At 53.3% G+C, this 19458-nt stretch carries 20 protein-coding genes; 4 read left to right on the forward strand and 16 right to left on the reverse strand.

Annotation, left to right across the window (positions count from 1 at the left end; all coding sequences use genetic code 11):
• Positions 1–93: 93 nt before the first annotated feature.
• The 9 genes from DG177_RS08190 to leuC all read right to left on the reverse strand — a co-directional run bounded on the left by DG177_RS08190 (position 94) and on the right by leuC (position 7400).
• Positions 94–2253 carry a M56 family metallopeptidase gene (locus tag DG177_RS08190; RefSeq protein ID WP_108811032.1) on the reverse strand — a complete coding sequence of 720 codons (2160 nt, stop codon included), beginning with the start codon at positions 2251–2253 and terminating at the stop codon, positions 94–96.
• Positions 2250–2618 (reverse strand): BlaI/MecI/CopY family transcriptional regulator, encoded by a 369-nt coding sequence (locus DG177_RS08195; protein WP_108811033.1) that lies wholly within the window; start codon positions 2616–2618, stop codon positions 2250–2252. The genes DG177_RS08190 and DG177_RS08195 overlap by 4 nt, the downstream gene beginning before the upstream one ends.
• 444 nt (positions 2619–3062) lie before the next feature.
• On the reverse strand, positions 3063–3398 hold the full coding sequence (gene grxD / locus DG177_RS08200; protein WP_108811034.1) for a Grx4 family monothiol glutaredoxin: 336 nt from the start codon (positions 3396–3398) through the stop codon (positions 3063–3065).
• 38 nt (positions 3399–3436) lie between these two features.
• On the reverse strand, positions 3437–3670 hold the full coding sequence (locus tag DG177_RS08205; RefSeq protein ID WP_108811035.1) for a BolA/IbaG family iron-sulfur metabolism protein: 234 nt from the start codon (positions 3668–3670) through the stop codon (positions 3437–3439).
• An 11-nt stretch (positions 3671–3681) separates the two neighbouring features.
• A complete protein-coding gene (locus DG177_RS08210; RefSeq protein WP_108811036.1) occupies positions 3682–4008 on the reverse strand; it encodes an ATPase inhibitor subunit zeta in 327 nt (108 codons plus the stop codon).
• A gap of 89 nt (positions 4009–4097) precedes the next feature.
• Entirely contained in the window at positions 4098–5099 is a 1002-nt protein-coding gene (locus tag DG177_RS08215) for a zinc-binding dehydrogenase (protein ID WP_108811037.1), read from the reverse strand.
• A gap of 37 nt (positions 5100–5136) precedes the next feature.
• Positions 5137–5730, reverse strand: a complete 594-nt coding sequence (leuD, locus tag DG177_RS08220) for a 3-isopropylmalate dehydratase small subunit (protein ID WP_108811038.1) — start codon at positions 5728–5730, stop codon at positions 5137–5139.
• Positions 5727–5960 carry a hypothetical protein gene (locus tag DG177_RS08225; RefSeq protein WP_108811039.1) on the reverse strand — a complete coding sequence of 78 codons (234 nt, stop codon included), beginning with the start codon at positions 5958–5960 and terminating at the stop codon, positions 5727–5729. The genes leuD and DG177_RS08225 overlap by 4 nt, the downstream gene beginning before the upstream one ends.
• Positions 5961–5969: 9 nt before the next feature.
• Positions 5970–7400 (reverse strand): 3-isopropylmalate dehydratase large subunit, encoded by a 1431-nt coding sequence (gene leuC / locus DG177_RS08230; RefSeq protein ID WP_108812867.1) that lies wholly within the window; start codon positions 7398–7400, stop codon positions 5970–5972.
• A 112-nt stretch (positions 7401–7512) separates the two neighbouring features.
• Between leuC and DG177_RS08235 the strand changes: the two genes are divergently transcribed.
• On the forward strand, positions 7513–8034 hold the full coding sequence (locus DG177_RS08235) for a sterol desaturase family protein (protein ID WP_337658641.1): 522 nt from the start codon (positions 7513–7515) through the stop codon (positions 8032–8034).
• Here the strand turns inward: DG177_RS08235 and DG177_RS08240 are convergent.
• From DG177_RS08240 to DG177_RS08265, 6 genes are all read right to left on the reverse strand, one after another.
• Positions 8009–8911 (reverse strand): EamA family transporter, encoded by a 903-nt coding sequence (locus tag DG177_RS08240; RefSeq protein ID WP_108811040.1) that lies wholly within the window; start codon positions 8909–8911, stop codon positions 8009–8011. The genes DG177_RS08235 and DG177_RS08240 overlap by 26 nt on opposite strands.
• Positions 8911–9543, reverse strand: a complete 633-nt coding sequence (locus DG177_RS08245) for a glutathione S-transferase N-terminal domain-containing protein (protein WP_108811041.1) — start codon at positions 9541–9543, stop codon at positions 8911–8913. The genes DG177_RS08240 and DG177_RS08245 overlap by 1 nt, the downstream gene beginning before the upstream one ends.
• 126 nt (positions 9544–9669) lie before the next feature.
• Positions 9670–11157 (reverse strand): SulP family inorganic anion transporter, encoded by a 1488-nt coding sequence (locus DG177_RS08250; RefSeq protein ID WP_108811042.1) that lies wholly within the window; start codon positions 11155–11157, stop codon positions 9670–9672.
• Positions 11158–11280: 123 nt separating this feature from the next.
• Positions 11281–11967, reverse strand: coding sequence for a glutathione S-transferase N-terminal domain-containing protein (locus DG177_RS08255; protein WP_108811043.1), 687 nt, complete (start codon positions 11965–11967; stop codon positions 11281–11283).
• Positions 11964–12926 (reverse strand): NAD-dependent epimerase/dehydratase family protein, encoded by a 963-nt coding sequence (locus tag DG177_RS08260; RefSeq protein ID WP_108811044.1) that lies wholly within the window; start codon positions 12924–12926, stop codon positions 11964–11966. The genes DG177_RS08255 and DG177_RS08260 overlap by 4 nt, the downstream gene beginning before the upstream one ends.
• A complete protein-coding gene (locus DG177_RS08265) occupies positions 12926–14089 on the reverse strand; it encodes an acyl-CoA dehydrogenase family protein (RefSeq protein WP_108812869.1) in 1164 nt (387 codons plus the stop codon). Before DG177_RS08265 ends, DG177_RS08260 begins: the two co-directional genes overlap by 1 nt.
• A gap of 134 nt (positions 14090–14223) precedes the next feature.
• On the opposite strand from DG177_RS08265, the gene DG177_RS08270 reads away from it, so the two are divergent.
• From DG177_RS08270 to DG177_RS08280, 3 genes are all read left to right on the forward strand, one after another.
• Positions 14224–15267: a quinone-dependent dihydroorotate dehydrogenase gene (locus DG177_RS08270; RefSeq protein ID WP_108812870.1), complete on the forward strand. Its 1044-nt coding sequence runs from the start codon at positions 14224–14226 to the stop codon at positions 15265–15267.
• Positions 15264–17012, forward strand: coding sequence for a gamma-glutamyltransferase (gene ggt, locus DG177_RS08275; protein WP_337658642.1), 1749 nt, complete (start codon positions 15264–15266; stop codon positions 17010–17012). The genes DG177_RS08270 and ggt overlap by 4 nt, the downstream gene beginning before the upstream one ends.
• 182 nt (positions 17013–17194) lie before the next feature.
• A complete protein-coding gene (locus tag DG177_RS08280; protein ID WP_108812872.1) occupies positions 17195–18952 on the forward strand; it encodes an AMP-binding protein in 1758 nt (585 codons plus the stop codon).
• A gap of 22 nt (positions 18953–18974) precedes the next feature.
• Here DG177_RS08280 and DG177_RS08285 read toward each other — a convergent pair whose 3' ends face one another.
• A complete protein-coding gene (locus DG177_RS08285) occupies positions 18975–19391 on the reverse strand; it encodes a hypothetical protein (protein ID WP_108811045.1) in 417 nt (138 codons plus the stop codon).
• Positions 19392–19458: the final 67 nt, after the last annotated feature.

The following is a 19458-nucleotide window of genomic DNA, read 5'->3' on the forward strand; positions in this document are numbered from 1 at the left end:
GGCCATAAAACAACCACCAATATCACTACAAAATCGGGAGCGAACCGCAAAAAGGTCCGCTCCCGATCTTGTGACGATAGGTTTTGAAAGGTTTCAGGTCATGGAAAGCTGAGCCTTGAGACTTTTGATATCGCGATCATATGCCTCAATTTTCAACTTTTGCTTGGCATCATCCTTGTTGCAAGCAGCGACCTTGGCGCGCGTTTTTTCCAGCTTTTTCAACGTCACTTGCAATGTAATTCTATAATTTTTGTCCGTGCAGCCGACAACGCTAGCCCATGCTCGGTCATGCGTTGTGCCTTGTCCGGCGAAAGCGATCTTCTTGTTCATGGCAGAACAGTCAGCGTTTGAACGACTGGCGCTATGCGAACTTTTTGAACTGTGAGAGCGACTGGAACTATGCGAGCGACTGGAACTGCTCACAGCTGACCTGAAATTGGGTTTGAAAGCAATTTGGGTGACATCCCAAACCCTTGCGGCCACACTTTTTGCTTCGCGAGCCTCTTGCTCGGCTTCACGCAGCGCCTCCCGGGCTTCTCTTTCAGCTTCCCGAGCTTCTCTTGCCGCTTCGAGTTGTGCCTCGCGGACATCGCGCTGCGCTTCTCGCAGCGCGCGCTCAACCTCCCGCTTGGCTGCGCGCTTCTCGCGCGCTGCCTCTTTACTTTCCTGTCGCCACTCCCTTTGCCATTCCAGCTCTGCCTGTCTTAGCTCGCGTGCTGCTTCGGCAAGTTCGCGCCGCATTTCCTTATGGTCAGCCTTGGCTTCACGCGCGGCTTCTTCCGCCTCAAGACGTGATTCCTCGGCTTCCCTGACCATTTCCTTCACCTCTTTTTTGCTGAGGCGTTTATTGGTCCGAAGCACGATCGTGCGACCGTTATATTTAATCCGGTGAACATGTTCGTTTCCGCTGGCGCGCACTTTTGCCCAATCTTTTTCACCGTTGAGCATCGTGATCGTGGTTGTCCCATCAGATTTATCATGTGCCGTAAACTCAAAATCGTGAGGCGCAACCGGCGCTACCGGTGGCACGGGTGGAACTGGAGCGGCAGGCGCCCAGGACGTGTCTGATTTTTTCTTCGAAGTCTTTATTTTCCGAAGTTTTTTGGCAATTTCCTTGTCTTTCAGCTTCCGCTGTGACTGAAATTCAAAACTGCCATCGCTATTTTGAACGGTGTATTTATAGCCGCTCGAATTTTTTTCCGCGACAACAACGCCGTTACGCCCAACATCGACGCTGGTGCTTTTTGTGCGTATCTTCACATCTTCATTCTGGCGTCCCGCATCAACGGCAATATTTTCATCATTCGTCACCACACCATCGTCATGCGGATGCGCTTCGGCTTCCACTGCATAAGTAACGGTCGCGGTCAGTGGCAGCGCCACAACGGTACTCGCTCCCACCATCAAGGCACCCATCCGTTTGCGAAAAGTGGATTTCTCTTTCTGGCCGAGCATTTTTAACCGGCTCTTGATCTTGTTTTTCTGGTTCAGCGGACTGGCTAGACCCAATTTATGTCCGGACACAGATTTCGCGATCGTCCGGCCATATACCGCCCGCAGATTGCGTCCGGCCTTTTGCAAAATGCGTGCATCGCATGCTGTTTCCTGATCCTGACGAAAAGCGATCCAGGCATACCATGCTACCGGATTAAACCAGTGCAGGGAAAGGATCAGAAGACCGATAAAATTGGCAGCAAGATCACCGGACTCATGGTGAGCAATTTCATGCTTCAGCGCGAGTTCCCGCTCTCGCGGTGCATAGTCTCGAAAGAAATTTGTCGGAACAGCAATATATTTTTCAAAAAGTCCAAAGGCCAGCGGTCCACCAACCGCAGCGGTTTCAAGAATTTTAATCCGCCCATGGCGACCGACCAGCCGGCCGTCGGACACGATATCCTCGCGAAACTGAAAATAGGCAGCCAATTTGCTGATGAACAGCATGCCGGCTCCGCCGAGCCAGACGACCAAAGCTATCGTCATCCAATCAATCGACGCAAAAGCGCTGACGGCTGCTGTTTCAGCAGGAACAACCATTGCTATTTCAGAAAGCAAGGGCGTTGCCGTTGCCGCACTATCGACCGGCGGCGGTGCTTGCAACGTTAACGTCGGCATGAACAGTCTAGCGAGCGGTAGCGCCCACAGGAGATAGGCAATATGTGCGCCAAAGAAATGGCTTACTGGTTTGCGAATTATCAGCACGAGTGCCATGAGCAACGTCATCGACACCATTGTGTCCATCATCCAGTCGGTCATCCCTTCAACTCCCTTAAAAGCTCTTCGATTTCCCTTATATCTTCATCGCTTAACTCATCTGCCTCCGCCAGATGTGCAACCAATGGGGTGACCCTCCCTCCGAAAAGACGATCAACAAATTTCCGTGAAATGCTAGCCAGATAAGTATCGCGTTCAACCAGTGGAGAATATTGAAACCGGCGGCCATCGCGCTCTGCACCGATTACGGCTTTGGCAGCGAGGCGAGACAGCAGGGTCTTCACCGTTTGCAGCGACCAGCCTTTAGCGTCGGCGACCCGATCAGCCACTTCTGTAGCGGTGAGTGGCGCCTTTTGCCAAAGCACCTCCATAATCTCATGTTCGGCGTCACTGATACGTTCAACCATAGCCAATTTCTCCCAAATTCAACCAGGCGAGAATTCTTAGTGACTACAACTGTAGTTTCATCGACTACAAATGTAAATCCAGTATTTTACATATGCGACGAGTGGAGGGTCGTTCCGCCTGGCGAAAAAAGGAAAGATAGCGGGCACCATTGTCGAAAAAATTTACAATCACGAACAAGTTAACACAGTTGAAACCATGTAACTGTTTGAAAAATAAAGCATCGCAAAAACTGGCATATGCGGTGCATAGTAATGTGTGTTCCTATGTTTCACACCCATGAAACGCAAATGAGGGGGACAGCGTACTGGTCTCCGCCGTCCCCTCTCATTAAAAATTTAAACAACCACTATACCCAAATAGAAACGGCCCGGATCTCCTAATCCGGGCCGTTCTTGATTCCAGTGGTGAAAGTCGCCTCGTGGCGGCAATCTATCAGGCGTCGCCTAGCTTGCTGCTGGCGCGACCTTTTTCTCGGCCATCAGCTCACCCAGTTCACCGGCTTCATACATTTCCATCATGATGTCACTACCGCCGACAAACTCGCCTTTGACATAAAGTTGCGGAATGGTTGGCCAGTCGGAAAATTCCTTGATTCCCTGGCGCACTTCCATGTCCTGCAGTACGTCCACAGATTCAAAACCGACACCAAGATGTTCAAGAATCGCAACGGCTTTGCTGGAAAAGCCGCATTGCGGGAACAAGGGTGTGCCCTTCATGAAAAGCACAACGTCATTGGATGTGACCATCGTGTCAATTTTTGCATTTACTGCGTCGCTCATCTTCATTCTCCTTTGCAAGTTCCGCTCCGAACTCACGTTTATTCTGGTACTCCAGTGGTCAGCTGCAACGCGTGCAGCTCTCCGCCCATTTTACCTTTTAAAGCCGCATAAACGGCCTGATGTTGTTTAACCCGGTTCATACCGGCAAATGCCGGGGCTATTACTTTGGCCGCATAATGGTCGCCGTCACCAGCCAAATCCTGAATCTCGACAACCGCATCCGGAAAGGCCTCCAGGATCATCGCTTTAATGTCATCACTCGCCATCGGCATTGCAGATCGTCCTACTCAGCTTCTTCAATAAACTGGCGGCGCGCTTCCACCATTTTGTCGGTCAGCACCGTACGGATACCGGCATCGTCAATTTCAACGCCTGCCGAAGTCAGATCACCCAGCAGCTTGCGAATGACATCTTCGTCACCCGCTTCTTCAAAGTCCGCCTGTACAACCGCTTTGGCATAGGCATCAGTTTCCTCTGCAGTCAGGCTCATTTTCTCCGCAGCCCACTCACCGAGAAGCCGGTTTCGCCGGGCTGTGATCTTGAATTGCATTTCCTCATCGCGCGCGAATTTCGTTTCAAATGCTTTTTCACGATCTTCAAAACCGGCCATAATTTTCCCTAACTAGCGTTTGTCCATCACTGGATGATGTTGAATAGAAATAGGCATTGGCCGCATTGGCGACAAGAGGCCTGTGTTGATCAGTCTGCAACTTTCACAACAAGCTTACCAATAGCGCCGCGATCTGCCATTTTCTGGATCGCTTTTCCGGCATCGGCAAAGTCGAAAACTTCTGAAACGCGCGGCTGGATCATGCCTTGCCCCCACAGCTTGAACAGCCGGTTGATATGGGACCGGTTGCCTGCTGGATCGCGCATTGCATAAGCGCCCCAGAATACACCGCAAACATCACAGGATTTGAGCAGAGTGAGGTTCAGTGGCAATTTGGCGATGCCCGCAGGGAAACCAACAACAAGAAAACGACCTTCCCACGCGATAGATCGAACAGCGGGCTCGCTATAGTCACCGCCAACCGCATCATAAATGACATCCGCGCCATTCGGGCCGACGGCTGCTTTGAACTGTGCGGCCAGAGCTTTCGACTGATCCTTGTCAAAAGGAGCGCGGCCATAGACTACCGTTTCGTCGGCACCAGCAGCTTTTGCAAATTCGGCTTTTTCTTCGGACGAAACAGCAGCAACGACGCGTGCGCCAAAGGCTTTGCCCAGCTCAACCGCAGCGATGCCGACCCCGCCAGATGCACCAAGCACCAAAAGCGTGTCGCCTTCCTTGATATGGCCGCGATCAACCAAGGCATGAATGGATGTTCCATAGGTCAGGATAAGCGCGGAGGCATCTTCAAAGCTGACCGTATCGGGGATTTTAAACACGCTGTTATGATCAACAGCAACTTGCTCCACGAGACCACCATGGCCAGTGGTCGAGGCGACACGATCACCGACCTTCAAGCCAGTTACGCCTTCGCCAATTTCCGCGATGACACCTGACACTTCACCACCGGGCGCAAAAGGCCGGGGTGGCTTGAATTGATACATGTCCTGAATGATGAGCACATCGGGATAGTTGATCGAACATGCCTTCACATCAATGACCACCTGACCCTTGCCAGCTGCCGGACTTTCAACCTCGAGCATCTCAAGACTATCTGGACCACCGACTTTCGTGGACATTAGTGCTTTCATTATTTCTTCCTCTTCCCTTAATAATTCTCGAGCGCGTTCAAGCTATGACTGGCTTATGCCAAGCATGTGCAGAATCGACCCTTGCCTCATGCGCTTCTATGGCATCGGATTTTGACATTGTCAGGTCAATTTCATCAAGCCCGTCCATCAAGCATTGGTGCCGGAAAGGATCCATCTCGAAGGTAAAGCGATCCTGAAACGGTGTGGTTACACTCATACTTTCCATATCGATAGTTATCGGATCGGTTTTGGCGACCTCCATCAAACGGTCAATGGCTTCTTGCGGCAAGGGGATAGCGAGCAGGCCATTTTTAAATGCATTGCTGGAAAAAATATCAGAAAAGCTCGGCGCGATAATCGCCTTTATACCCATGTCGTCGAGCGCCCATGCGGCATGCTCACGGCTGGAGCCGCATCCAAAATTATCACCCGCGATCAAGACTGAGGCTCCTGCATATTCAGGATCGTCGAAAACATTGCCCTCTTTGGCTCGGATCGATTCAAACGCGCCCTCGCCCAGACCTTCCCGGGATATGGTTTTGAGCCATTCGGCCGCAATGATCACATCGGTATCGACATTTTTCTGACCAAAGGGAATGGCGCGCCCTTCAACCGAACGGACCGGTTTCATTCTTCATCCTCTTCAGAACCATCCACCGGCTCATTCTCATAACGTGTGCCGGGTTTTGGCTCAGAGGCCTTGAACTCATCCAGCTTGCGCATTTTGTGTCGACCGGCATAGATCAGGGCTGCGGCAACGGCTGCCGAACCAACGGCAGCACCCACCTTGGCACCGGTTGACCATTTGCTTTTCTTTTCGTTTGCGCCGTCATCTTCAGGTTTCTTCTTATCGTCTGCCATATCTAAGCCTTATCCTATCAGTTCGCGAACATCTGTAAGTTTGCCGGCAACCGCAGCCGCAGCTGCCATTGCAGGAGACATTAAATGGGTTCTGGCACCAGGCCCTTGGCGACCAACGAAATTGCGATTGGACGTCGAGGCGCAGCGTTCTCCCGGTGGGACTTTGTCGGGATTCATCCCAAGACAGGCAGAACAGCCCGGTTCTCGCCATTCAAAACCGGAAGCCTTGAAGATCGCATCCAGACCTTCCGCTTCTGCCTGTGCTTTAACGAGGCCGGATCCGGGCACCACAATCGCCCATTTCACACCATCTGCCTTTTTGCGGCCTTCGAGAACCTTGGCTGCTGCTCGTAAATCCTCAATCCGGCTGTTGGTGCAACTGCCAATAAAGATGTTTTCGACCGAAACATCCGACAGCGGCTGTCCCGCCGAAAGCCCCATATATTCCAATGACTTGCGCGCTGCATCCTGCTTGGACGGGTCGGCAAAACTCTCTGGAGCCGGAACCTGACCAGTTACCGGCAGGACATCTTCAGGACTCGTGCCCCAGGTCACCGTTGGTGCAACGTCGGCTGCGTCAATTATCACGGTCTTGTCGAAAACCGCACCATCGTCGGTACGCAAGTTTTTCCAATAGGCAACAGCCGCATCCCAGTCCGCTCCCTTGGGCGCCATCGGACGGTCTTTAAGATAGGCAAAGGTTGTTTCATCAGGCGCGATCAGGCCAGCACGCGCGCCAGCCTCGATTGACATGTTCGATACGGTCAACCGGCCTTCGATCGACATTTTCTCAAACACCTCGCCACGATATTCCACGACATGGCCGGTACCACCCGCTGCACCAATGACGCCGATGATGTGCAGGATCAGGTCTTTAGGACTGATGCCGGGACCGAGTAGTCCCTCAACCCGAATTTCCATTGATTTGGACCGGGATAGCTGCAGTGTCTGTGTGGCCAGGACATGCTCGACTTCGCTGGTGCCAATGCCAAAGGCGAGCGCGCCCAGCGCACCATGTGCGGCTGTATGGCTGTCTCCGCAGACCAGCGTGGTGCCAGGCAGTGTAAAGCCCTGTTCCGGCCCGATAACATGAACAATCCCCTGTTCTTTGTCACTCGCACCGATATATTTGATTCCGAAAGCTGGCGCATTGGCTTCCAGAGCTTCGAGCTGTGCTGCACTTTGCGGATCGGCAATTGGTATCTTGTTACCATTGGCATCGACACGCGGTGTCGTCGGCAGGTTATGATCGGGAACAGCCAGTGTCAGATCGGGGCGACGAACCTTGCGATCGGCCTTACGGAGTCCTTCAAAAGCCTGCGGACTGGTCACCTCATGCACGAGATGCCGGTCAATATAGATCAGCGCCGTGCCGTCATCGCGCTGATCCACGACATGGGCATCCCAGATTTTCTCGTACAGGGTCTTTGCTTTGTTCATCCGGGGTTTCACCATCCTCTAATGCAATATGGTGTTTCGTTTACCCAGATCAATTGCCCGTGCAAGCGAGAAGTGACTTCAAAAGACCATCAGAAAGGCGTATCTTCACCAGATGACCATTTTTGCTATCATAGCCACCATAGTTGCTTCCGTCATCGCGATGGAATTTGTCGCATGGGGCGCGCACAAATATATCATGCATGGCTTCGGCTGGAATTGGCACCGCGATCATCACGAGCCACATGATAAGGTGCTGGAGAAAAACGACCTCTATGGCATTGCCGGAGCAGTGATGAGCATTTCCATGTTTGTCGTTGGCAGTCCGATGATCATGGGCAATTCCGCCTGGGAACCGGGCACATGGATTGGGCTAGGTATATTGATATATGGCATCATATACACCCTGATCCACGACGGGTTGGTGCATCAGCGCTATTTCAAATATGTTCCTAAGCGCGGCTATGCCAAGCGTCTGGTGCAAGCCCATAAGCTGCACCATGCAACTGTCGGCAAGGAAGGCGGTGTTAGCTTTGGCTTCGTCTTTGCCCGGGATCCCGCCAAGTTGAAGGCGGAATTGAGAGCCCAGCGCGAGACGGGAGAAGCCGTGGTCAGAGACTCTGTTGGCGCGGCTTAAACCCGCTCCATTTGATCATAGTCAATCCAATCCCTGCAAAAATCATCGCGCTACCGATGAAAAACCGTGTCGTCAGTATTTCGCCAAGCAGCAGCACCCCGCCCAGCGCGGCAATCGCCGGTACTGAAAGCTGTGAGGCGGCGGCGGTACTAACCGACAATCGCGGCAGAACGGCATACCAGGTAATATAGCCCAGTCCCGATGTGATAGTGCCGGAGATTATCGCCAACATGACACCGGTTGGCTGAACATGTTCGCCGCTACCCAACACAGGAATGAGCAACAGGCACAGCACCGCCGCCCCGACAAAATTCCGCGCTGTGGCGAGAGCGGGCCGCGCTGCGCCTTTTCCGGCCCAGCTATAAAAACCCCAGGAAATGCCGGCCAGCGCCATGATCAGACCACCAGCCAGTGGCGGCGCCGTGTCCCCTGGTGCCAGAAATACAGCAAGTCCAGCAATGGCCAACAACAGCCCCGCCCATTGGATAGCCGTTGGATAGATACCACGCACTATGCCAATCATCTGCAGGCTCAATTGCCCAGCTGGAAACAGGATCAGGGCGCCAATTGCAGCATCCAGCGATACATAAGCAAATGAGAAGCTGACAGCATATAAGAATAGAGCAACCGCTGGAACGATCGTATCGCGGCGTGGCAACACCGCACGACCATGACGCCATCCAAATAGCAGCCCCAGCAAAAGCGCGCCCGAAACGATGCGGATCGCGGTGAAACTCGCCCAATCGATGGTATTCTCAGCCAACGCCGCGCGATTCAGCAGACTGTTGCCAGCAAATGCACATAACGTCAGAACTAGCAAAAGCGCGGTTAGCGAACGTCCGCCAACAGGGCCTGACCGTTGATCAGCAGCAGACACTAACCCGCAAGCGTAGGTACGACCGGTCCGCCCAATTCAATTGCCTTTTTATAGCCCGCCCGGGCCATCATCCGTTTGCCATAGTCCATCGTCGCTGGCCGATTGGCGAGCATACCAGCGGCCATGGCGAGTTCGATTACATACATGATATTAATGTCAGCGCCGGTGAAACTGTCGCCGACCAGAAATTCACGATTATCGATATGGTGCTCCACATAGTCGAGCAGCTTGACGACCTCGCCCTCGACAAACGGCGCATAGCCTTCACCTAATCCACCGAAACGCGGCGCGAGCATCTGCACGATTACTGGATTGGCCAATGTACCTTCGGCGAAATGCAACCATTCCAGATACTCAGCCCTGTCCTTGGCCCCCGGTCCCGGCGCCAGCTTACCGTCTCCATATTGCTCCAATATATATTCAATCACCGCCCCTGATTCCATCATCAGATGATCGTCGATGATAACGGTCGGTGCCTTGGCGAGCGGATGGATAGCCGCCAGATCGGCTTGTGCGCGCATGGTCTCGGGATGACGTTGATGCCGAACCATCTCATAGTCGATACCGAGTTCTTCCAGCAACCAGATGATACGCGTTGAACGACTATATTCTAGATGGTGCAATATGATCATGGCTTTGGCTCCTGTGGGGTTCGAACAGTTTCGCTGGGCCGGAGCCTAGATGCAGTCAAAAGCACAAACAACAAAAACAATGATTGCTCATGCCAAACAGCCTACAACGCGATCTGTTCCGGATGCCTAGTGTCCAACCACGCCCAGGCTTTCAAACGGCCGGTCATTATCACTATATTTCTCAACCAATGTCGCGCTGGCTTCATTCAGGCCAATAAGCTCAACCGTCTTGCCTTCATTTTGCAGGCGTTCGACAATCTTGTCGAGCATGCCGGTCGCCGAGATATCCCAGAAGTGCGCATCGTGAACATCGATAATCACAGTATCAATACCTTCTTCGTTAAACTCCATCGCTTCATAGAGCATATCGACCGAGCCAAAGAATATCTGGCCACCAAAGACATAACGGTGGGTAGTGACTTCCACGAAATCCTGAATAGTGACGAGCTGACGCACTTTCCATGCGAAGAAGATACCAGAGAGCAAGACGCCGGTCAGAACACCAATGGACAGATCATGGGTTGCGACAACCATCACCACAGTGGCGATCATAACGAAATTGGATGGCCACGGGTGGTGGGTGATTTCCGTAAAGCTCTTCCAACGGAAGGTGCTGATGGAAACAAAGATCATCACCGCGACCAAAGCTGGCATCGGGATTTGTGCGACCAGTGGCCCAAGACCAACGATAAGTACCAACAGCATCACACCTGCTACAAAGGTTGAAAGGCGCCTGCGCCCGCCCGATTTAATATTGATTACCGATTGACCGATCATCGCACAGCCGCCCATGCCGCCGATAAAACCGGTTACGAAATTGGCAATGCCCTGACCATAGGTTTCCCGTTTCTTGTCACTGCGGGTCTCGGTCATATCATCGACAATCGAGGCCGTGAGCAGAGATTCCAGTAAGCCAACCGCCGCCATCGCCAATGAATAAGGCGCAATAATCTGCAATGTTTCCCAGGTGATCGGAATTTGCGGAATGTGGATCCATGGCAAGCTGTCAGGCAACTCCCCCATATCGCCAACGGTTGATACATCGACCCTGAAATAGATGCTGACCGCCGCCAGCACGATGATTGCGGCCAAGGGTGACGGCACCCAGCTGGTGAGCTTCGGCAAGCCGTAGATGATCGCCAGACCGGCCGCGACCATCGCATAGGTCTGCCAAGTAAAGGCTTCACCGGTCAGTTGCGGGAGCTGCGCCATGAAGATAAGGATGGCGAGCGCGTTCACAAATCCGGTAATGACCGACCGCGAGACAAAGCGCATCAACAGGTCCAGTCTGAGCAACGCCGCGATGGCTTGAAAAATGCCCATTAATATGGTTGCTGCGAACAGATATTCGACCCCATGATCGCGCACCAGCGGAACGACCAATACGGCCACTGCCGCTGTCGCGGCGCTGATCATTCCCGGTCGGCCGCCAATCATCGAGATAATTACGGCGATCGAGAAACTGGCATAGAGACCAACACGCGGATCAACTCCGGCAATAATGGCAAAGCCAATAGCCTCAGGGATCAACGCAAGCGCAACAACCAAACCAGCCAGAAACTCGGTTTTCGGATTGGAAAGCCAGTCGCGTTTGAAGTCGCTGTGTATTGCCATGATTCGGTCCCCACCGATTGAGATGTCAGATTAGATTGTTGCAACGCACCATTGCTGAGCGCGGCCATGGCCTATTGGCTTGCCACCGTCAAGCGAAGCACCACTCTTTGCATCTGTTCCAGATCAAACAGGTGTCCGGAAATCTTCGGTCACTCTGGCCACCGCAGCAATCTCTTCTTCATGACCAATTTCGCGATGCGGCTCGGCAAGTGCTTCGGTCTCCCAAGCCTGCATGGCGGGATGGGCAATGATATTATCCACCCATGCCCTGCCTTTCGATCCAATATCGAGATCAAATGTCCGCACGCGGTAGGCCACCGGCGCATAAAAGGCATCCACGGCGGTAAACTTGTCGCCCGCTAGCCAGGGTCCGCCAAAGCTGTTCAAACCTTCGGCAAATAGCTCGCCGATCCGGCTCACATTGCGTTGAAGCGGCGTCTCGATGTCATGTAGCTCCGCCCGGATTCCAATATTCATCGGGCAGATATTGCGTAGCGGCGCGAAACCGCCATGCATTTCCGCTGCCGCACAACGCGCCCAAGTCCGTGCCTTTTCATCCTCTGGCCAGACACCCTCGTTCCGCTCCGCGAGATATTCCATGATCGCGAGCGAATCCCAAATCGTGCGATCATCGTCCTTCAAACAGGGCACCTGGGCATTGGGAGCAAAGGCCCGAAACCGCTCATAATTGTCTTCTTCAAAATAGATGATCTCGTCTTTGAACGGGATATCCAGCGCCTTCATCAACATCCACGGGCGTAGCGACCAGCTTGAATAGTTCCGGTTTGCGGTAATCAGCGTGTAGGTCATATAGCCTCCTTTGGAGAGAGATAACTGGGATCATGATGAAAGGGCATCGGGCGATCTTCTGCCAGAGCTTCCAAAATGCTGGCGAAGCTGGTCTTGCCCCGAAAACCCAAAAGTTTCTCCGCTTTCCCGGCATCGTAAACACGATCAATATGATCCGGCAACACCCAGCCTTTTTCCTCATACAAGGCTTTGGCTTCGGGAAAGCAACGCGCGATCACCGATGGTGCGTCCTCGAGAAGCTGTTTGCAATCTTCTCGGGTAAACGGCGTTGCCGCTGATAAAACAAACGTCTCGAAACCCAAGTCAGCAATGCGATCCAACGCGGCAATATGAGCGTCAGCGGCATCCTCGACAGTCAATCGCCGGTTCAGTAATTCATTGGCTTTCAGATTGGGGCCGCTTGGTATCTCAAGCGTATCATCGTCTTCGGGAAAGAAACGGCCCGTGCGCAAAACCGCGACGCTAATTCCGTGCAGCTTGTGATAGAGACGGCACAGATGCTCTGCCGATATCTTCGTGACACCATAGATATTGCGCGGTTTCAGAGGGCCGAATTCTTCATCCAGCCAAAAGGCCTGTTCAGCCCCGCCGGCACGGCCGGCACGCACGGCTTCGGAAATCATCAGAGAGGTTGTTGAGGTGAAGACAAACCGGTCATGACCAGCCTGTACCGCGGCTTCCAGAAGGTTCAGCGTGCCAGTGACATTCACATCGACAAAGGCGCTGCTGGGATAACGGACAATATCGGGTTTGTGCAGTGCGCCTGCATGGATGACAGCCTCAATGCCATGGTCGTCGAAAGTCTTGTCGATCAACGCCCGATCAGCCACCGAGCCAACGATAGCGGTGTGGTCCCCGGCCGCAACATCCAGACCGGTTACTTGGTGACCGATCGCTTCAAGCCTCGGTGCCAGAAACCTGCCCAACCAACCCGATGAGCCGGTGAGCAGCAGCTTCATCAGGCGCCACCAATTAATTCGCGGCCAATCAGCATGCGGCGAATTTCATTGGTTCCTGCGCCAATGTCCAGCAATTTGGAATCGCGCCAATAACGCTCAACCGGCCAGTCGGTCGTGTAGCCGGCCCCGCCTAGCGCCTGGACCGATTCTTCAGCAACACGGACGCTGCTTTCGGACGCATACATGACAGCACCGGCGGCATCAAAACGCGTTGTCTGACCGGCGTCACATGCCTTGTTTACTGCATAAACGTAAGAGCGCGCGCTGTTGAGCCGGACATACATATCGGCAATCTTGCCTTGCATCAGCTGAAACGTGCCAATCGGCTTGCCAAACTGTTTACGCTCACGGACATAAGGTATGACCGTATCGAGACAGGCTTGCATCAATCCCAAAGGGATTGCAGCCAGCACCGCGCGCTCATAGTCGAGACCAGACATAAGCACGCCCACGCCGCCATTAATCGGTCCCATCACGTTTTCTTCCGGCACTTCGCAATCGTCAAATACCAGCTCCGCTGTCGGGCTGCCCTTCATCCCGACTTTCTCGATTTTCTGGCCGATGGAAAAACCCTTCATGCCCTTTTCAATCAGGAAAGCTGTGATGCCGCCAGACCCTGCATCGGGCCGGGTTTTACCATAGACCACCAGAGTGTCCGCATCGGTTGAGTTGGTGATCCAGAATTTGGTGCCATTCAATATATAGCCGCCCTGCACGGCTTCTGCTTTCAATTTCATACTCACGACATCCGACCCGGCACCGGCTTCGGACATGGCGAGTGAACCGACATGTTCTCCGGAAATCAGCTTTGGCAAATATTTCGCTTTTTGCTCCGGTGATGCCCAGCGGCGGATCTGGTTGACGCACAGATTGCTATGCGCGCCATAGGATAGTCCCAGCGCCGCGCTGCCCCTGCTTACTTCTTCAACCGCTATAGCATGTTCCAGATAACCGAGACCAAGCCCACCATCTTCCTCCTCAACGGTCACGCCATGCAGGCCAAGCTCTCCCATCTGCTCCCAAAGCTCACGCGGAAACCAGTCTTCACGGTCCATTTTCTGGGCCAATGGCATGATTTTCTCGTCGGCAAAGCGCCGCGTAGTATCACGGATCTGGTCGGCCATTTCACCAAGTTGGAAATCAAAATCAGGGGTAGCAATCATATCGTCCTCAACTTTCTGGGAAGCGCATATCATATTTGGTTGCGACTGCGACCAAAATTAACGCCAATTTTTTCCAGCTCAACTTGGCGCGCAGAGGATTGCCGATCCTGTCCAGCAATGCCATAGGCGCGGCCATGCTCTATGATCTTGCCCGCCCATTTATTTTCGCACTCGAAGCGGAGAAGGCCCACGGCCTCACCATTGCCGGACTAAAAGCCCTGCCCTTGGGACCAGCGCCCAAATCCGACCCGGTTCTGGCCACCACGGTCGCCGGTCTCGATTTTCCCAATCCCATCGGCATGGCACCCGGTTTCGACAAAAATGGTGAAGTGCCTGACGCGCTGATCCGTATGGGCTTTGGCTATGCCGAAGTCGGGACGCTGACGCCGCGCGCACAGCCAGGCAATCCCAAACCGCGCATATTCCGGTTGCCCAAGGACAAGGCGGTCATAAACCGGTTGGGGTTTAACAATGAAGGGCAGGAAAAAGCGGCACCGCGCCTGAAACGAATGCGAAGACGTATGGGCAAAGGCGTTCTGGGCATCAATATTGGCGCCAATAAGGATAGCGATGACCGGATTGCCGACTATGTCATCGGCGTCGAGAATATGGCACCACGCGCAGACTATCTGACGGTCAATATTTCCTCGCCTAACACACCGGGCTTACGCGCGTTGCAAGACAAAGCCGCATTGGAAGAACTGCTCGCCGCCGTCATGCAGGCCCGTGGTGATCACAAAGTACCGGTTTTCCTGAAAGTCGCCCCTGATCTCGAACCGGCGGACATTGATGATATAGTAGATGTCACCATGAAGCAGAAGATTGATGCGCTTATCGTTTCAAATACCACTATTACGCGCCCCAATCTGCATTCGACCAATCAGGATGAAACCGGCGGTCTGTCTGGCGCGCCGCTGAAAGACCTGGCGCTGCAACGGCTTAAGGATTTTCGCAAAGCCAGCGGCGGCAAAATCCCGCTTATCGGGGTTGGTGGTATCGCCAATGCGGAAGACGCCTATCAGCGCATTCGGGCCGGAGCCTCGCTCATTCAGCTTTACACCGCTATGATATATGAAGGCCCGACCATGGCCCGTGCGATGAGCTGCGGACTGGCACGGCTATTGAATCGCGACGGATATGCATCGGTTTCAGATGCTGTAGGAGCAGACGACAAATGATTTGCCAAAAAGACAAGCCATCCATAAAACTTGGCTCCATGAAAAAACTCCTGACTTTACTCGCTTTTTTCCTGGTCACCCCGCTTGCGGTTCCTGCCAGCGCCCAAAATGCTGGCACCGCGGCATCAGCCCATCCCGAAGCTACCAAGGCCGGATTTGAAATGCTGCAAGCCGGTGGCTCTGCAACCGACGCTGCGATGGCGATGATGCTGGCACTGACCGTCGTCGAACCCCAATCGAGCGGCATTGGCGGCGGCGGCTTTCTGCTGCATCATGATGGGAAAAGCGGCTGGATGGAAACTATTGACGGACGCGAAATGGCGCCGGCAGCGGCTGCTTCGGATCGCTTTTTGGGCGAAGATGGTAAACCCCTAGGTTGGCGTGATGCCGCACCAGGCGGGAAGTCAGTGGGCGTACCGGGTAATATGCGGCTGATGGAACTAGCCCAAAAAAAATGGGGCAAACTGCCATGGGCGAAATTGTTTGAACCCGCCATCAAACTGGCCGAAGAGGGTTATGCCGTCAGTCCTCCACAATATGACTGGATGAAACGGCTCGAAAGACTTTGGGTAAAATTCCCCGACATGCAAAAGCTGTACTGGCGCAATGGAGAGCCTGCTCCGCGAGGAACGATAATAAAAAACCCTGAACTCGGCCAATTGCTCCGCGAACTGCAAGCTGGCGGTGCGGATGCTTTTTACACTGGCAAGACAGTGGCCGCGATTTCGGCAGCGGTCGGTAAAGCACCGCAAAATCCTTCGGTTCTGACACAGCAGGATTTTGACAATTACAGCGCAATTTTAAGACAACCAATCTGCTCCACCTATCGCGAATATCGTATTTGCGGCATGGGCCCGCCCTCATCCGGAGCGACAACGGTTCTTCAGATACTCGGCTCAATTGAACGATTTGACATGGGTATGCTCTATGAAAAGGAACCAGCGCGTGCATGGCATGTTGTTGGTGAAGCCATGCGGCTGGCCTATGCGGACCGTGAAAAATATCTGGCGGATCAGGATTTTGTCTCGGTCCCTGTCGCTGGCTTGATCGACAAGCAATATCTTTCCAAGCGCTCCCAAATGATCGCACTACAACGCGCACGGCCTCAGTTTCCGGGGATCGACACCTATCCTGCCGGCAATCCTCCCGGTGCCTTGCCCCGCACGGCTGCTATTTCATCGGAAGTGGCTGGGACAACCCATTTCACAGCAGTTGATGGCGAAGGCAATATTGCAAATATGACATCCACCGTCGAAGGCCCATTCGGCAGTCAATTGCTCGCCCGCGGCATGGTGCTCAATAACGAGCTCACGGACTTTACCTTCGCTCCGGAAAAAGACGGTGCGCCAGTCGCAAATCGAGTGCAAGCGGGCAAACGTCCTCTTTCCTCCATGTCGCCCACGATCGTCTACGATTCCAATGGAAAGCCTGTTCTTGCTTTGGGTTCCGCAGGTGGCAAGCGGATAATCATGCATGTCGCCAAAACGCTGATCGGCGTGCTGGATTATGGATTGCCGCTAAAGGATGCGATGGCGATGCCCAATATCTACTTCGGCGGATCGGGACTATTGATTGAAAATGACAGCGACCTGATTGCGCTGCAAGATGATCTGGCCCGTCTTGGCCACACTGTGGTGACGAGCAACCTCCCTTCAAAGCTTGCCGGTGCTCAAAAAACCGACAAGGGCTGGGTTGGTGCCGTTGATCCGCGCAGCACCGGTGAAGCGGTTAGCGAGCTACCTTGATGGAGACAATTCCCATTTCGGGGTTGGAAATCATTGCCCGAAACTTTTATCCACGCTAGCCTGTAGTCACAACAGGGGCCTGGCCTTCAAAGGGGTGGCTGCGCGAGAGGGTGAATAAAGTGTCGGCAAAAAAATCTAAGAACCGCTATCTTGAATTTGACGGGTTTTCCAACCTTGTTTCTATGTTTTTTGAACGCGCAAGTGAAGGCGGCGATAAGCCCTTTCTGAGCGCCAAAATTGACGGGGAATGGCGCGCAACCAGTTGGGCAGATGCGGCCCGACAAGTCGCAGCGCTGGCCAAGTCCTTCAAGAAACTCGGTCTGAAGCCGGGCGATCGCGTCATGCTGGTCGCCGACAATTGCCCACAATGGTGTATTGCCGATCTGGCGATCATGGCCGCGAAATGCATTACCGTTCCGACCTACACTACGAACACACCGCAGGATCATCAGCATATATTGGACAATAGCGGCGCAAAGGCGGTGATTGTATCCAATCAGAAACTTGCGCAAAATCTGATCCCTTCCGTTATGAAATCGGCAGAAGCCGATATTGTGATTGGCATGTCAGATCTGCGGATCGGGCAGTCAGGCGATTTTGCCATTCACCAATGGAATGACTTGATCCAAGGCACCGATGAAGATGTGGTTGAGATAAGCGCCCAGGCTGAGGACATGAAGCGGGATGATGTTGCCTGTATCATCTATACCAGCGGGACCGGTGGACAGCCCCGCGGCGTCATGCAACCACATGGCGCAATCTTGCATAATGTCAAAGGGCCAGCAGAAGTCATCGAAAGTGATTTTGGTTGGGATGAAGAGGTTTTCTTGTCGTTCCTGCCGCTAAGCCATGCGTATGAACATAGCGCCGGACAGTTTTTCCCCATCGGTCTGGGTGCGGAAATTTACTATTCGGAAGGGCTAGAAAAGCTCGCCTCCAATATCGAGGAAGTCCGGCCGACCATAATGGTGGTGGTTCCACGCTTGTTTGAGGTTTTGCGTCAGCGGCTTATCAAAACGGTCGAAAAGCAGGGCAAGATGCCTAATTATCTGCTCGGCAAGGCATTGGCGATGGGCGAACGGGTGGCCAGCGGCAAAAAACGCAAGCGCGACAAGCCGATGGACATTTTCCTGAACAAAACGCTCCGTCCCAAAGTGCAAAAACGCTTTGGTGGACGGATCAAGGCGATGGTATCGGGCGGTGCGCCTCTTAACCCCGATATCGGCGTATTTTTTCAATCACTAGGACTGACATTGCTGCAAGGCTATGGCCAGACCGAATCCGGTCCGATCATTTCCTGTAACCGGCCGCGCACTGGTCTAAAAATGGATACAGTCGGCCCGCCGATGATCGACACAGAAGTCAAGATTGCCGACGATGGCGAGATATTGGTCCGCGGCGAACTCGTCATGAAGGGCTACTGGCGCAATCAGGCGGAAACCGATCGTGTGATCATAGATGGCTGGCTGCATACCGGAGATATTGGTCTGATTGACGAAGCAGGACGGGTCGCAATTACGGATCGCAAGAAAGATCTAATCGTCAACGACAAGGGTGAAAATGTGGCGCCTCAGAAGCTGGAAGGCATGCTGACCTTGCAGCCGGAAATCTTGCAAGCGATGATTGTTGGAGACAAGCGTCCCTATATGGTCGGGCTTGTTGTGCCAGATCCCGAATGGGCCCTGGAATGGTCGCGGCAGGAGGGCATGGCTTATGACTTCCTGAAACTACAGGCTAATCCAGCCTTCAAGTCAGCGGTGAGTAAAGCCGTTGATCGGGTGAACAAGAATTTGACGGTGACCGAAAAGGTTCGCCGGTTTGAATTTGCCGACGAACCCTTTGCGATCGAAAATGAAGAACTGACGCCAAGCATGAAAATCCGGCGTCATGTCATTCGGGAACGCTATCAGGAACGGATGAACGCGCTTTACAAGAAGTAATCGCGACCATTGTCAGGAGCGGTTAGCCACCGGTTTTGGTGTAGGGTACGAACGAACTGAACGAACAGCTGTCGATAAATGCGCCAGATGGCCGACTTTGGACCTGAGCAATCTCGCCGCGGCAAAGCTGCGTCGAGGACCGGACCGTTATCAGGGTATTGCGATCCACATCCCGGCATCCGCCATAGGGCTCGTTCACATAGATGGTTTTGGGATTACCACTGCGACCGTAAATCAGATATTTATCGCCGATCACCGTCATGTTCTTTTGGTCGATCCGATTGATACAACTTACTGGTTTACCGGCTTCGCGTCCGGCAATTTTCTTGTCGAACTTGGTTTGCTCTTTTTCACTGAGCTTTACCTCAGCGGTGCCGCTATTGGCTGCCGGGGCAGCTAGCATCAGTGCCAATGGTAATGCGAAAATAATCTTGCGCATGGCGAGTCTCCTTCGATGTTCCCCCATCAAAGTTACATGATATCATGAATTTGATAAAAAACGAAAT

The organism is Sphingorhabdus sp. Alg231-15 (assembly GCF_900149705.1).
GTDB lineage: Bacteria > Pseudomonadota > Alphaproteobacteria > Sphingomonadales > Sphingomonadaceae > Parasphingorhabdus.